This window comes from Hymenobacter qilianensis (genome assembly GCF_014489555.1).
GTDB lineage: Bacteria > Bacteroidota > Bacteroidia > Cytophagales > Hymenobacteraceae > Hymenobacter > Hymenobacter qilianensis.
Map to the genome: position 1 here is coordinate 739,755 of NZ_CP060784.1, position 14,703 is coordinate 754,457.

A 14,703-nucleotide genomic window follows, 5' to 3' on the forward strand; every position below is an offset into this window, starting at 1 on the left:
GCAGAAGAAGGCAAAAAACGCGCTTTGCAGCAGGTAAAGGCCGAAAAAGGAGAAAGGTTGGCATAGCTATAGGGAGAAAAGTATGGACACAGTGAGGAGCGTGACCATTTTGGCCACGGTATTTATAAGCAGTAATCGGGAGGGTGGCTTACAGAAAAGCCGGGGGGCAAATTAGCCTGATCAGGCAGGCGGCGGACGATAACTTGTATACATAGAAACCGACTTTACTGAGTTGAAGAGCCTTTGGCGAGAGGCTGAAGCTTTTCAGCTGGTGACAGTTGAGTTGCGTTCTCGAGTGCTGCCTGAGGAGGCAGGCAATTGGTATAAATGCGCTCCAGGCCCTGCCGCATCTGGTCCAGGGTGGTTTCGCTGAGGCCTTCCAGCGCGGTGGCGCGGTTGCTGAGCACCACTGGCTGCACGGCCACCAGCGTATCGTGGCCCGCCACGGTTACCCGCAGCTGGGTGCGCCGACCATCATTGGGCAATGGCTCTGCCCCTATCAAACCGCGCTTGAGCAGCAGGGCAATGATGCGGGCCACCGATGCCTGGTCTTTGAAAACCCGCTCGGCTATATCGGCTTGGGTTAAATCGTCGTGCTCATCAATCACGCGCAGCACCAGCCACTGGTCTACGGTGATGTCAATACCGGCCCGGTCAATGTTGGCTTGCGCGAACTTGCGGTATTGCCGGATGGCCCGGTCGAGGGAATAAAAGAGGATTTCGTTTAGCATCACGAAAGATTTCGTACTACAGACTATGACATATCATCGAAGTTGCATACAAACGAAATAAATTTTAATGATATATCATAATGATTGCTGGGAGGGCAAATTCAACCGAAATAATTTTCCTCATTGGAACAACCTGCCTAGCATGATTCCATCTTTATCCTACTTCGGCTTCATATGTGTTGTAGCTTAATTCTTCGTACCTTATTGCTAGGTGTACTGATCAGCTTTTCACCTGGCTTTCCTCCGTTTTTTCTTCCTCTGCTATGCTTTCTTCCCGCGCTATTGCTACTTACAGCACCGTTTTGCTACTCGGTATTTCTGGTTTAACCGCCTTCAACTCGCCGCCTTCATGGCTAAGGTCGGGCAGCGTGCAGGTGGACAATCCGAAAGATGAGGTGCTACTGAAAACGCTGGTGCAGGGCTTAAGCGAAGCGCACTACCAACCCCAGCTTATCGACGACAAGTTCTCGCAGCGGGTATTTGACCTGTATCTGAAGCGCCTCGATTCGGGTCATCGCTTTCTGCTGCAAGCTGATGTGCAGCAGCTCCGCAAGTATCAGAATGCGCTTGATGATGAGCTGAAGCAAGGCAACCATCCTTTTCTGGATTTGAGTACCAAATTGATTGAGCAGCGCATCGCCGAAACCCAAACCATGTACCGGGAGCTGCTGGCCAATCCGTTCGATCTGACCGTAGCCGAGTCGTTTGAAACGGACCCCGACAAGCTAGATTACCCGGTCGATGCCGCTGCCCGCCGCGACTACTGGCACCGGCTGCTCAAGTATCAGACGCTGGTTCAGGTATCGGAGATGATGGACGAGCAAGCTAAAAAAGCCGAAAAGCCTTTGGCGGCTAAGCAGGCCGGCCCCATCACCAAGCGCACCCCGGCCGAGCTGGAAGCGGATGCCCGCAAGCGCGTACTGAAGTATTATGATGAGTGGTTCAACGACATAAAGCAAACCGACGCCGCCGACCGCCTGGCCCTCTACGCCTCTTCTCTCACCAACGCTTACGACCCGCACACCGAGTATTTTGCCCCCCAGGACAAAGACAACTTCGATATTGCGCTCACGGGCCGCCTCGAAGGCACGGGGGCTTTGCTCAATGAGAAAGACGGCCAGATTACGGTAGCGGATATTGTGCCCGGCAGCGCCGCTTACCGGCAGGGCGAGCTCAAAACCGGCGACATCATTCTGCGTGTGGCCCAAGGCGACGCGGAGCCAGTTGATATCAGTGGGATGCGCCGGGATAAAGTAGTGAAGCTGATTCGGGGAAGAAAGGCACGGAAGTGCGCCTGACGGTGCGCAAGCCCGATGCCAGCACCCACGTTATCAGCATTATCCGCGACGTGGTCATTATCGAAGAAACCTATGCCCAATCGGCGGTGGTGAATGAAGGCGGGCGCAAAATCGGCTACATTCTGCTGCCCAGCTTCTACGCCGATTTCAACCATAATGGCGGCCGCAGCTCGGCCACCGATGTAAAGAAAGAGTTGGAAAAGCTGAAGAAAGCAGGTGTGCAAGGCATCGTGCTCGATTTGCGCTTTAATGGCGGCGGCTCCCTGCAGGATGCGGTGGAAATGGCGGGCTTATTCGTGAAAAGCGGCCCGATGGTGCAGATTAAAAGCCGGCAGCGGGCCGCCCAGATTATCGGCGACCCCGACAATGATGTGCAGTACGAAGGCCCGTTGGTAGTGCTGGTAAATAAGTACAGCGCCTCCGCTTCCGAGATTCTGGCGGCTGCTATCCAGGATTATAAGCGCGGACTTATTCTGGGCAACACCACTTACGGCAAAGGCACCGTGCAGCAGATGTTCGACTTGGATCAGGTGCTGCCTGCCACCTTCAACAGCCTAAAGCCTTTCGGCTCGCTGAAGCTGACGATACAGAAATACTACCGCATCAATGGCGGCTCCACGCAGTTCAAGGGCGTGACGCCGGATGTAGTGGTGCCGGATGCCTACAGCACGCTCGGAGATGGTGAAAAAGATACTGAGTATCCATTGCCTTGGGACGAAATTGCGCCTGCTCCTTATAAGACATGGTCGGGGGCTGCTTCCCTGCCGCAGCTAGTGGCCGCTAGCGATAACCGCGTAGCCACCAGCCCAGGCTTAAAACTCATCACCGAATCGGTGGAGCGAATGCAGAAGCGAAAGAACGACACCAAGGTTTCGCTAAATCTGGAGGGCTACCGGGCCGAGCAGGAACTGACGCGAGCTGCTTCTAATAAGTACACGGAGTCGCAAAAGCTGCTGCCTGACCTGCAAATTGCCCCCTCAACACTGCCGCCGCTGCTACCACTTCTCCTGCCGACACCACGCTCACTAACCGTGCTGCCCGCTTCGTGAAGCCGCTGCGCAAGGATTTGGCCTTACGCGAAGCTGTAGCTGTAATTAAGGATGCGTTGTAGGGGGCTTTTTTAAGGCGGATGTAGGTAAAACTCCTATAATCGTCTGTCATCCTGACGCAGGAAGGACCTTCTCACGTTGAAAGAAATTGTTCTTCAGGGATAAGGTCCTTCCTGCGTCAGGATGACGGACGATTATTATTAAACGCCTGCCTAGTCTACCTTACTTGGCTTTACGGATGTACAAGTTGCCGTTGAGCGACTTCATCATAATCTCGGCGCCACCACCGTTGATCTTGCCGTAGCTCCAGTCGTCGGTGCTGACGCGGTAGGTGCCGCTCTGGGCCGTCTTATTGACCTTTGGGGGCTTTTTTCCGTGGCCAGATCGAAGTCGCTGTAAATCTCACCGAAGTCAGACTTCATCTTGAAGGCAGCTTTCGCGTTGGCGGGAAAGGTCACGTCGACTTTGCCGTTGACGGTTGAGAAAGCCATGGGCGCACCGCTGGCCACGTTCTTAAAAGTCGCTGTCACAGAGCCATTTACTGTGTTGGCCACCGCCGAGCCCGACACTTGCTTGAGCTGCACGCTACCGTTTACGTTGCTGACTTCCAGCTCTCCGCTCACATTCTCGACCACAATATCGCCGTCCTGCACCGTGCCGATTTTCAGCGAAAACTGCTGCGGAACTTTGATAACCAGGTCGATAGGCTGCTGCCAGGAGTTGGTCTTGATATAAACCTTGTTGTCTCTTTCCTCGGCCGTCAGGTCGAAGCTGGGGTTTCGGTCGATACGCCGCATACCGGAGGCGTCGCCGGTGGGTGCACTTCGGCCGCGTTGTTCGTTGCGGGCTGAAGCTTCAATTACAACGTCTTTACCGTTGTAGCCCACTACGTTGATGGAGCCGCCGACCAGTTTTACGTTCAGCGAGCCGGGCTTACCGGGCGAGCTCAGCGCCACGACTACCTGCTCTTTTATCTGTTCTTTCACCTGCTCCTTGGTTTTTTCCCGGGTTTGGGCGAAAAGCGGCAGTGAAGAAGTCAGTAGCAGTGCCAACAGACTGGCTTGGAGGGTTTGGCGAAGGCGGGATTGACTATGCAAGGGGGATTTCATTTGGGTTGCTGTTTGATGGTCACGTCGCCGTTGAGGGTTTCGAAGCGGAAATCCTTTCCGCCCTTGCCCAGCCGCACTGCTGTGTCCTTGGTTAGTTTGTATTTGGTACCGCTGCCGGTACTTTGCTTGTTCTGAGTGACTTGCACCGGCAGGGCTTCCACCTCAGGAAAGTCGGTGAACAGCTCGCCGTGCATACTTTTGAAGTGCACATCTGCCGAGAGGTTGGCCGGGTACGTCACCTTGATATCCCCATTGATGGTGTTGTAGGAAGACGCTTCCGGGGGGCTGGCCAGGTAGGTAGCTTCCACGTTGCCGTTCACGGTGCGCGCTTTCGTGGTGCCCTTCACGTTTTTGAGCGTAATTGCCCCGTTCACGTTGTAGGCCCGCAGCGAACCGCTAACGTCCTGCACCATCACCTCGCCATCGTTTACCGTCGAGACGTGCACGTGCATCTGCGAGGGCACTTTCACTACATAATCGATGGTGGCCTTGTATTCGATGTCGCGGTTATCGTTGCGGTTGTTATTGCGTCGGGGGCGCGAGTCGTAGGGCTCAGCGATGTAGGCAATAACGCTGTCGCCGCGCTGCTCAAAACCCAGCTTCACTTCTTTTACGCCCTGCTCTATGGTTTTCGCATCGGGGCCGCTGATGGTTTTGGTGGCCTCAATGACCACTTTATTGCCGCTGTAGCCCTGCACGCGCACTGAACCGAAGATGTTGTACACGGCCAGCGTGCTGCGGGCTGCGTCGCCGGTGAGCGTGAATTCTTTGTTAATTTTTTCTTCGTTTTCGCGGTTTTGGGCCCAAAGCTGGCAGCTAGACAATAGCACCAGCAGACCGATCAGGCTGGGGAGAAAGGAACGTTTCATCGTAGTCGTTGGAGGTTGAGGGCGCAGCAGGCTGGCCCGTTGATAAGGTTTTGATGCTTTCTTTGATTTTGTCTTTGACCGTCTGGTTCAGGTCAGGCTGCTTGAGCAGGCGGCGTAAGGGCTGCACCGACCGCTTTTCCTGGAGCTGCACCATCACATCGGCCAGGGCCGACTGCACCAGCGGCGACTCCTGCTGCGGCAGCGACTGCACCAGCCCCATCCGGACTTTCGGCTCATCGGCCAGCTCGGCCAAGGCTTCCAGCGTGGCAAGGCGCACGTTCACGTTGTCGTCGTGGTTGAGGGTGCTGAGCAGGGCCTCAATCACGCGGTCATTGGGGCCGCTTATTTCCTTGGTGTAGCTCACGGCCCGCAGCCGCTCACTGGCCGAGGGGTTTTTGATGAGCGACAACAGCATTACCTGGCGCATTTGCTCTACCTGCGTAGTCAGCGTGGCGAGTTGCTGCTGCTCCGGCGTGGCGGCGGTTTTTTTATTGTTCAGCCAATACCCGCCCACCAGCCCAACGGCCAGCAAGCTGAGTCCATACGCCAACCGCACCGCGGACTGGGGCAGCATCAAGCTTTGCAGCCAGCCAAAAAAGCCCCCCAGCGGAGTAGCTAAGGCCGTGGGCATCGTTTCTTTATAGGAAGCGAGCATGGCGTAGAACTCGGGGCGCAGGTTTTCGCTGGGCTCCGGCACGGGCACGCTGCCGAGCGTTTGCCACATCTGCTGCATGCTTTCCAGCTCTTCCTGGCACCCGGGGCACTTGGCCACGTGAGCCTCCAGCGCAAACCGTTCGGCATCCGGCAGCTGGTGGTTCAGGTACTCCGTGAGTTGTTCTTTTATATGGTCGCAGTTCATGGCCTTCCCGTCAGTTTTCAATTCGCAAATAGATGGTCTTCAACTCATTCATGGCCCGGTGCACGCGCACCTTCACGGCGCCTTCAGTCGTGTTCATCACGCGGGCTATTTCCTCGTATTTCAATTCCTGAAAGCGGCTCAGCACCAGTACCTCGCGGTTTTCGGCACTTAGCTTAGCCAGGGCGCTGTGCAGGGTAGCTACTTCCTGCTCGCGCTGTAGTTGCTCGTCAGCCCCTACTCCACCCCCAATTTTTTCGGCATAATCGGCTACATCAGAATGCCGAACCGAGTGCCGATTCTTCTTCACATGGTCGGCCAGGACGTTGCGCGCCAGGTGATACATCCAGGTTCTGAACTCGCCGTCGCCAGTGAAGGTGTGACGGTATTTCAGCATCCGGTAGAACACCGTTTGCACCAGGTCTTCGCTGGCCTCGGCCTGGCCCAGCATGTGGTACAGAAAGCCGAACAGCTTGCGGTGGTAGCGCTCAAAGAGCAACCCCATCCGGTCCACGTCTCCGGCCTTCACCCGAAGCATGAGCGCATTGTCTGTGAGCGAGTTCAACCGGTTGGAGGTAGTTTTTGAGCTTATTTTGATGTGGACACCGCGCCAACTCCCGAAGGTTACAGCAAGTCGTCATCTTTTTTCAAAAAAAGCCCCCCAGGCTGGATTTTCAGCACGTTGAAGCCGAACAATCCAGCCTGGGGGCTTTTTGGTGCAAATAAGAACGGTGTAGAGACGCGACACTTCGCGTCTCCTCGTTGAACGACTGACACTGCGTCGGCTAAACAACATCAGCAACGCCAAGATGCGAAGTATCGCGTCTCTACAACCTGGGGGCTTTTTTAGGCGCGCGCCTCTGGCAGCCACACCGTGAACTCGCTGTACTCGCCGATTTCTGAATTCACCGTGAGCGTGCCACCGTGGCCTTTGGTGACGATGTCGTAGCTCAGGGAGAGGCCCAGACCCGTGCCCTCGCCCGGCGGCTTGGTCGTGAAAAAGGGGTGAAAAATCTTGTCAATCACATCCAGCGGAATGCCGGTGCCATTGTCGCGCACCCGCAGCAGCACGCCGTTTACCGCCCGCTGCGTACTCACCGAAACGGTGGGCTTATAATTGCTGCCGGGTGGCAATTGTGTGGCCTTTTTATGCACCGCATAAAAGGCATTGGTAAACAAATTCAGCAGCACCCGGCTGATATCCTCGACCACCACGGTTATCGGGCCCAATTGCAGGTTGAAATCGGTGGTGAGGGTGGCGTTGAAGTCTTTGTGCTTGGCGCGCAGGCCGTGGTAGGCCAGGCGCAGGTACTCGTCGGCCAGCGCGTTCAGGTCCGTCGGTACCCGCTCCCCCCTGCTGGCGCGGGAGTGCAGAAGCATGCCCCGCACAATATTGCCGGCGCGGTCGGCGTGCTCATTTACCTTCTTCTGGCTTTGGGCCAGATCATCCAGAAGCATCGTTATGGTGTGCCTGCGTTTTTCTGAGATGGGCTCGTGGTCCAGCTCCTGGCGCAGCTCTTCTACCAGCTCTATGCCCACCTCCGAGAAATTATCGACGAAGTTGAGCGGGTTCTGAATTTCGTGGGCGATGCCGGCGGTGAGGGCCCCCAGCGAGGCCAGCTTTTCCTGCTGCACCAGCTGGTCCTGGGTCTTCTGCAAATACTCCAGCGACTGGCCCAGGGTTTCGTTTTTCTGGCTGAGCATCTGTTCCTGCCGAAAGTTTTCGGCGCGGAAATAATACACCACAAAAAACAACGTCATGAAAAACAGCAGCACGTTGGCATTGTAGAAATACGAGCTATCCTTCACATATAGAAAAGGCTGGACGTACTGCATGGCGTAGCGCACGGCAAAATAGGCGGCTACGTTGAGCGAAAACAGCATGAGTATTTTCCAGAATTTGCGAAAGAACAGCATGGCTACAATGCTGTTGGAAATCAGGTAATACTCTACGCCGTCGTATTTGCGGGCAACGGCGATAAACGAGCACAACACCGTGACACTCAGAATGCAATAGTAAGCCGAGGCGTTGTAGCGACGATAATAGTTGAGAATAAACGGGGGTAAGTTCAGAAAAACGCCCGCCAGGCAGATCCGAAACGTCAGCCAGTCGGGGGAGTTGAAGAACACGACAACGTAGCCGGCATAAATGGTAAGCGTGATGGCGCTTATCCCATTCAGCAGCCGCACCCGCTTCCATTGCCATTCGGTAAGCTCCTTGTGCACTCCAATGTTGATGATGCGCTTCCATACTTCCTGAAAGGGCAAAATCAACTTAGCCAGAAGCCCAGCCGGAGCATCATCCCCCGCCGACTTGTGAAGTGTGAGCATAGCAGAACTAACTGACTAAGGATAGATTAGGGCGAAAGTCACCGGAATGACGAAGGTGGGCCGTTACCGTTGCTTATGGCTTATGAAATGAAACGGATAGGCCGAATGGCTAAGAATAAGTAATTTAGTTGAAATGGATTCATTTATAATTGTTCCACCTATAATCATACTATATTTAGTTGTGATCCTCTTATCGTCAAAGGCTTGCGCCGGCCGGTTAGCGTGTCTGCTCTGCTGCCTTCCGCCTATGCCTGAGCAGGCATAAGCACTTCACTATTTTACGAGCACAGCCGGCTGCTGAAGCTAGAATTGCTCGCCACCGCATCGGAAGCATTATTGCCTATTATGCACTGCTATCTGCCCATAAAAGCTCTGCTGCTGCTGGCACTGGTTTGTGTCATACGGGTAGGAATGGCGCAATCAGGCGCTGGCAAGGCGGTGTATTTCGATAAAATGCCCCCCAGCGGCATTGTGCTCGACAAAGGCTGGAAGTTTCAGGCCGGCGACGATGAACAGTGGGCGCAGCCGGACTTCGACGACCAAAATTGGCAACCGATCAACCCAACGCTTCCGCCCCGGCAGCTACCGCAAGTAGAGCAGGCGGGCATTGGCTGGCTGCGCCTGCGCTTCCAGGTAAGTCCTGAGCTACAACGCAAAGCCCTGATATTGAGCATCTCCCAATATGCCGCTTCGGAAGTTTACCTGAATGGGCAGCTGCTGCGTCAGTACGGAGTGGTGAGTTCTATACCGGTGCTGGTACAGGCTTATTGGCCTAATAGAGAGCCTATCGAGTTGCCTCTGTCGGATGAGAGCGAGCAGGTATTGGCCGTGCGGGTTGCGCACTGGGGGCTTTTTCCGCCTTCAACGATTTTTTTGTGCCCACTTTTTTTCAAGGGCATCTGGGTGGCCTGCAACAGATCGAGGAGGAGTTTAAGCAGGAAGCCAAGTATAAAGTGGCCGATATGCTCCTTTTTGGGGCGCTGCTCCTGCTCAGTACGCTGCATGTCGCGTTCTATGTCTACAACCCGAATCAGCGGGCTAATTTTTACTTTGCGCTGTATACCATGGCCGAAGCCAGCGCCTTTTTCTGCACTGGTTTTCTGGATGATATTGGCGCTCACGGGCTACGCCTTGGTATGGACATCGTATCCTACGCGAGCCTGCAGATAGGAAGTGTATTGGCCGTGCGGGCGCTCTACAGCTTCTTTTACCTGCGGGTCGGGCGCATTTACTACGGCCTCTGGCTAGCAAATATTTTCAGTTTGTTGCTCTTGATGTTTGGTCAGGGATTTCACTGGTATCCTACGGTGGGCTTTATGCTGCTTGTTACGGCGGAGCAGCTGCGGATTACGCTTGGCGCACTTCGGCAGGCCAAACGCGCGGCGGGCATTATTGCCCTGGGCTTTGGCATCGCCTTCGTGCTGCTCCTGACGTTTGCTTCGCTTTCTATACTACAGTCGGAGATTCTTCGGCAGGAGGTGCTGGGTATTCCGCTGCATACCCTGCTCACGTTCTCCGCTTTTTTGTGCCCCGTACTGGCTATTTCGCTGTTTCTGGCCTGTCGGTTTGCCCTAGATAGTCGCCTGCTCATGATCAAGCTGGCTCAGGTACGGCGCCTTTCCGCCCAAGCCACGGCGCAGCAGGAGGAGAAGCAGCAATTGCTGGCCCAGCAGAACGAGCTTTTGGAACAACAGGTGCAGCAGCGCACGGCCGCTTTACAGCAAACCCTGAGCAATCTGCAAGCCATGCAGCAGCAGCTCATTCAAAGCGAGAAAATGGCCAGCCTGGGCGAGCTGACGGCGGGCATCGCCCACGAGATTCAGAACCCGCTCAACTTCGTCAATAATTTCGCGGAGGTGGGCGTGGACCTGTTGGCGGAGCTCAAAGCGGGCCCCCTAATAAGCCTGCCCGATAAGGAGCGAAAATCGGCCGAGGAGCTGGTTAATGACTTATCGCAAAACCTGGAGAAGATCACCTATCACGGAAAGCGGGCCGATAGCATTGTAAAAGGCATGCTGGAACACTCGCGCGCGAGTCGGGGGGAGCGGCAGCCCACGGACCTGAACGCGCTGGCCGATGAGTACCTGCGCCTGGCTTACCACGGCCTGCGTGCCAAGCACAAAGACTTCAACGCCACCCTCACCACCGATTTCGACAAGAATCTGGGTCTGGTGGAGCTTGTGCCGCAGGAAATAGGGCGCGTGCTGCTGAATCTGATCAATAACGCTTTCTATGCCGTGCAGCAGCGGCAGCGGCTGGGTCAGGCAGGCTACCGGCCCGAAGTGTGTGTGGCCACCAAGCGCCTGAAAAATGAGCAGGTAGTTATCCGGGTGAAGGACAATGGCATGGGAATCCCGGAAGTTATCCGGCAGAAAATCTTTCATCCCTTTTTCACGACAAAGCCCCCGGCGAAGGTACCGGGCTGGGCCTCTCCCTGAGCTACGACATCGTCACCAAAGGCCACGGCGGCACCATCACTGTCGCGACGAAGCCCGGCGAATACACGGAGTTTGCGGTATCTCTCCCCGTAAGTCAGGAACACGTACAGACACAAACGCTAAGCTATTCTATATGAGAAAGATCTTGGTTGTCGATGATGAGGCTGACGTACGGCTCCTGTTTGAGCAGCGCTTCCGGCGGGAAATCCGGGAGGGAATATTCTCGTTTACTTTCGCTTTTTCCGGCGAAGAGGCCTTATCATATTTAGAGCAGGAGCCACATTATTCGGAAGTAGTGCTGATTTTGTCCGACATTAACATGCCGGGCATGAGTGGCCTAGAACTACTGCGCCTGATAAAAAAAGATCATCCGATTCCGCCCCCACTGGTGATGATGATTACAGCCTACGCCGATGCCGAGAGCTACAACAAAGCCATGGAGCTGGGAGCCAATGATTTTTTATCAAAGCCACTTGATTTTGCTACGTTAAAGCAAAAACTTCTTGTCCTGAACACTATCTGAAAGCCGCGCTATGAAAACCAAAATACTGGTGGTAGATGATGAGGCTGACTTAGAGTTGCTGATCAAGCAGAAGTTTCGACGCAAAATTCGGGAAGGCACCTACGAGTTTCGGTTCGCCCACGATGGGCAGCAGGCCCTCGACAAGCTTAAGGAGCAGCCCGATATCGATATCGTTTTGTCCGATATCAACATGCCCGTGATGGATGGGCTAACGCTGCTGACCAAGCTGCCCGAGGTGAACCCCACCCTGAAAACGGTGATGGTGTCGGCCTACAGCGACATGCAGAACATCCGCATGGCCATGAACCGGGGCGCCTTCGACTTTGTGTGCAAGCCGGTGGATTTTGCTGACCTGGAAGTAACCCTGGAGAAGACGATTGCGCAGGTAAAGCAGCTGCGCGAAACAATCAGGGCTATTCAGGAAAACAACATCCTGAAGATGTACGTGGACGAAACGGTCATCAACTTCATGGCCCGCCCCGGCCTGGAAAACCGCCTGATGGCCAGTGAAAGCATTGAGGCCACGGTAGTTTTTATTGATATCTGCGGCTTTACGGCGCTGGCGGAAAAGCTACAGGCCGACGCGCTGGTGCGCTTACTGAACCTGTACTTTGACCAGATGGTGAAGGAAATCATTGCGCAGGGCGGCTACATCGACAAGTTTATGGGCGACGCGGTTATGGCTGTTTTCAGGGGCACGTTTCACCTCGACCGCGCCATTGATGCGGCCCTCTCGGTGCGCACTTTGCTCCAAACCAACTCCGAGCCCCTCCCCGATGGCATTACCTACCGGCCGGATGTAGCCATTGGCATCAGTACGGGGGAGGTAGTGTCGGGCAATATCGGGTCGGTCTCCCTGAAGCGGTTGGATTATACCATCATCGGCGACACCGTGAATCTGGGGCAGCGCTTGCAGTCGGTAGCCCAGCCCGGGCAGATTCTTATTACCGCAGCCACTTACGAGCAGGTAAAAGAGTCGTTCCAGTGTCAGCCCGTGCAGGAATTCACCTTGAAAAACAAAGCCCTACCCGTGATGACGTATGAGGTGATATCGTAGCATCGTGTTCGGCAGCACAGGTTTTGGCCCCACCAGTCGCTTACAGTGACGGCGGTGCCAGCACGGCTTTTATTTCGGTGCCAGCTAGCAGGGAGCCGCCAGCCAGGCGGCGCAGGCGCAAATCCACAAACAGAGAGCCATCGGCGGTGATGTGGCTGCCCAATACCACGCCGCTCGCGACGAAAGTCTTATCGTCTGAACGGCTGATATTTGCCCCCCAGCCCGGCGCAACAGGCTGAGCATAAGCACTGGGGGGCATTATTTTGATCTGGAAAGGCTCCAGCTCCAGCAGTGAAGCCACCACGGTGTTTGGCGACAAGTAAGAACTACCGTCTATCAGGCGCTCAGCAACCAAGGCATTCATTGGTGCCACCACAAAGTTGTGGTCGTAGCCCTTCACCAGAATATCGCCTTTATGCACGTATTGACCCGGCACAAAGAATATACGCTTGATCCGGCCTTTGGTGTGGGCAAGCAGTGGATAATGCCGGCTGGTAGTCACGACGCCGGGCAACTCCTCCAATACGGGCAGCGGCGCATCCGTGAGAGCAGTTTTGCTCACAGACGCAATCTGTGGCGCTGCCCGCTGGGCTGTGTCGTCTGCTTTTTCGGCCAGTGAGCCGCGCCGCCAGCACCCGCTGCAGCTCACGGTCACTAACAGGGCTATTGCAGTAAATGTCTTTATAGAAGAAACGAAACAGTAGTCGTAGCCCATAAATAGTGTATCTACTTGAAAGCTAAGCGCTACCTGATACTTAGTAGCCAGGAAGCACCGAGCAATAACCAGGTAATAAGTCGAGGGCTGGGGGCTTATTTCCACATTATGCAAGCCTAGTCTGAGTGCACTGCAAGTGAGGTACAGAGACCGTTTGTATTGAAAGACTATTTCGTGAAAACTACACCAGCGATGATACCAAAATACGCCATCTTAAAATTATTTCAATATAATATTGAATATTTCTAGTAAAAATATTCTTGCACCTGGGCTAAAAAGCCACGACTTAGTAATAGCTGATTCAGTTGTCATTATCCATCTCAAATATCTAGCTCATTCTTGCTGAAAGAATTTGACCTCGCCGCCCTATATGTTTGGATACTTCTGAGAAACGAATCACGTCAGGATGTGACAGTCATAGCTTATCTACTAGCTCAACAGCTTCACGGTCAGCATATTCCCGGCTGCAGTTCAATTAGGGCAATGGGTAGAATACCGTCAAGCAGAAACAAAAAAGCCCCCCGATATACCGGGGGGCTTTTTTTGTAGTGCGGAGCCGCAGGATTTCAAACTGTGGTCCAGACAATATCTATAGGATTATCTACCCATTCACATAGCGCCACCGGGCATGCGCCTTGCGCCGAACAAAGAGCAAAGTGCGAAGCGCCATTGCCGCTCGCGGGCTTTCATTTTGAAGCTTACCATCGCCTATTCCAGATCCAGCCTGCCCGTCAAACAGTTGTACTTGAATGCTTAGACTCGAGGAGCAAATAGGGTAGCGCAGCAGCAGGTTTAGCGCGGTTTGTATTTCTTTATCGGTTGCCATAGTACAAGAGTAGAAAGCCTATCATTAAGCTACTAATCTCATGCCATGTTATCAATTATTTATCAATGCCAGTTTTATTATTAAAATAAGATAAGGGCCGTGACATTAATCAATAGATATTACAGGTATACTACCATAATACATCTTCTACGGCGATAACCGCGACTGCATTAGCTACCATGAAATTTAATTTTATATAATTATATTAGTGATTTCAAAGTCGGACTTACTTGTTGTTTTGGTATGGTTTAGCAAGCGGCATACACGGCATAAATTAATGGTAATTGACTACAAATAACCAGCCGTGCCACTAAGCAGATACAAAAAAAGCCCCCGATGCCGGGGGCTTTTTTATGAAAAGTGGAGCTGCAGGGATTCGAACCCTGGTCCAGACAAGGAAACCGACGAGCTTTCTACGTGTGTATCTGTGCTTGAATTGTCGGGGAAATCCGGGCGCACATCAGGCCTTTGAATTTCCCTTAGATGCAGTTGTTTTCGCCTGAGCATCACACCTCTGCCCAAACTATCCCTTTACTTACGACGTCCCGTGCTCACCCGTGAAAAGGAAGACGGATGCGGAACGATGGCATTACTTAGTACCTAGACTAAGCAGCCATGGCGTAGCTATACTCGCCATTTACTGTTCGAATGACTTTTTAACAGGAGATCCATTCAACTCCTGACACGCTTACTCGCGACCTGCACAAGCTGTCAATTCCAGTCAGCCCCAAATTAGAAAGAACGAAACCCGCACCGAAGAGCGGGGTGCGAATGTACGCATCTAAGTAAGAAAACGTTGCTGGGGGGCTTTTTTGTTCCGAGAAATGTAATCCTAGGCTCCAGCTTAGCTTTGCTGTCCTTCGGTTGGGAGATCCTTGCCTTTAGGGGTATCTTTGTAGGT

13 protein-coding genes and 1 other RNA gene are annotated in these 14,703 nt (G+C 53.8%); 6 read left to right on the forward strand and 8 right to left on the reverse strand.

What is annotated here, in order from left to right; translation table 11 throughout:
- Window positions 1-224: 224 nt before the first annotated feature.
- Complete coding sequence (locus H9L05_RS03400) at window positions 225-731, reverse strand: MarR family winged helix-turn-helix transcriptional regulator (RefSeq protein WP_187733035.1); 507 nt, start codon at window positions 729-731, stop codon at window positions 225-227.
- A gap of 263 nt (window positions 732-994) precedes the next feature.
- On the opposite strand from H9L05_RS03400, the gene H9L05_RS23045 reads away from it, so the two are divergent.
- Complete coding sequence (locus tag H9L05_RS23045) at window positions 995-2,029, forward strand: PDZ domain-containing protein (protein ID WP_223284707.1); 1,035 nt, start codon at window positions 995-997, stop codon at window positions 2,027-2,029.
- The gene (locus tag H9L05_RS23050; RefSeq protein WP_223284708.1) at window positions 2,020-3,078 is read left to right on the forward strand and encodes a carboxy terminal-processing peptidase; all 1,059 of its coding nucleotides are present in this window, start codon (window positions 2,020-2,022) and stop codon (window positions 3,076-3,078) included. The genes H9L05_RS23045 and H9L05_RS23050 overlap by 10 nt, the downstream gene beginning before the upstream one ends.
- A 266-nt stretch (window positions 3,079-3,344) precedes the next feature.
- Here the strand turns inward: H9L05_RS23050 and H9L05_RS03410 are convergent, their stop codons facing one another.
- The 5 genes from H9L05_RS03410 to H9L05_RS03430 all read right to left on the reverse strand — a co-directional run bounded on the left by H9L05_RS03410 (window position 3,345) and on the right by H9L05_RS03430 (window position 8,243).
- On the reverse strand, window positions 3,345-4,187 hold the full coding sequence (locus H9L05_RS03410) for a DUF4097 family beta strand repeat-containing protein (protein WP_223284709.1): 843 nt from the start codon (window positions 4,185-4,187) through the stop codon (window positions 3,345-3,347).
- Window positions 4,184-5,056, reverse strand: coding sequence for a DUF4097 family beta strand repeat-containing protein (locus tag H9L05_RS03415; protein ID WP_187733036.1), 873 nt, complete (start codon window positions 5,054-5,056; stop codon window positions 4,184-4,186). Before H9L05_RS03415 ends, H9L05_RS03410 begins: the two co-directional genes overlap by 4 nt.
- The gene (locus H9L05_RS03420) at window positions 5,004-5,936 is read right to left on the reverse strand and encodes a HEAT repeat domain-containing protein (protein ID WP_223284710.1); all 933 of its coding nucleotides are present in this window, start codon (window positions 5,934-5,936) and stop codon (window positions 5,004-5,006) included. Before H9L05_RS03420 ends, H9L05_RS03415 begins: the two co-directional genes overlap by 53 nt.
- Window positions 5,926-6,450 carry an RNA polymerase sigma factor gene (locus tag H9L05_RS03425; protein ID WP_133274743.1) on the reverse strand — a complete coding sequence of 175 codons (525 nt, stop codon included), beginning with the start codon at window positions 6,448-6,450 and terminating at the stop codon, window positions 5,926-5,928. Before H9L05_RS03425 ends, H9L05_RS03420 begins: the two co-directional genes overlap by 11 nt.
- Window positions 6,451-6,758: 308 nt before the next feature.
- On the reverse strand, window positions 6,759-8,243 hold the full coding sequence (locus H9L05_RS03430; RefSeq protein WP_187733037.1) for a sensor histidine kinase: 1,485 nt from the start codon (window positions 8,241-8,243) through the stop codon (window positions 6,759-6,761).
- Between the two features lie 875 nt (window positions 8,244-9,118).
- On the opposite strand from H9L05_RS03430, the gene H9L05_RS24720 reads away from it, so the two are divergent.
- Genes H9L05_RS24720 through H9L05_RS03445 form a run of 4 tightly spaced genes read left to right on the forward strand, consistent with a single transcriptional unit; the run spans window position 9,119 to window position 12,261 of the window.
- A complete protein-coding gene (locus H9L05_RS24720) occupies window positions 9,119-10,681 on the forward strand; it encodes a sensor histidine kinase (protein WP_262892620.1) in 1,563 nt (520 codons plus the stop codon).
- Window positions 10,666-10,818: a hypothetical protein gene (locus tag H9L05_RS24725; RefSeq protein ID WP_394368483.1), complete on the forward strand. Its 153-nt coding sequence runs from the start codon at window positions 10,666-10,668 to the stop codon at window positions 10,816-10,818. The genes H9L05_RS24720 and H9L05_RS24725 overlap by 16 nt, the downstream gene beginning before the upstream one ends.
- The gene (locus tag H9L05_RS03440; protein ID WP_187733038.1) at window positions 10,815-11,204 is read left to right on the forward strand and encodes a response regulator; all 390 of its coding nucleotides are present in this window, start codon (window positions 10,815-10,817) and stop codon (window positions 11,202-11,204) included. Before H9L05_RS24725 ends, H9L05_RS03440 begins: the two co-directional genes overlap by 4 nt.
- A 10-nt stretch (window positions 11,205-11,214) precedes the next feature.
- A complete protein-coding gene (locus tag H9L05_RS03445) occupies window positions 11,215-12,261 on the forward strand; it encodes an adenylate/guanylate cyclase domain-containing protein (protein ID WP_187733039.1) in 1,047 nt (348 codons plus the stop codon).
- A gap of 40 nt (window positions 12,262-12,301) precedes the next feature.
- Here H9L05_RS03445 and H9L05_RS03450 read toward each other — a convergent pair whose 3' ends face one another.
- Window positions 12,302-13,081, reverse strand: coding sequence for an efflux RND transporter periplasmic adaptor subunit (locus H9L05_RS03450; protein WP_187733040.1), 780 nt, complete (start codon window positions 13,079-13,081; stop codon window positions 12,302-12,304).
- Between the two features lie 1,079 nt (window positions 13,082-14,160).
- Window positions 14,161-14,531: a transfer-messenger RNA gene (gene ssrA / locus H9L05_RS03455) on the reverse strand.
- Window positions 14,532-14,703 lie beyond the last annotated feature (172 nt).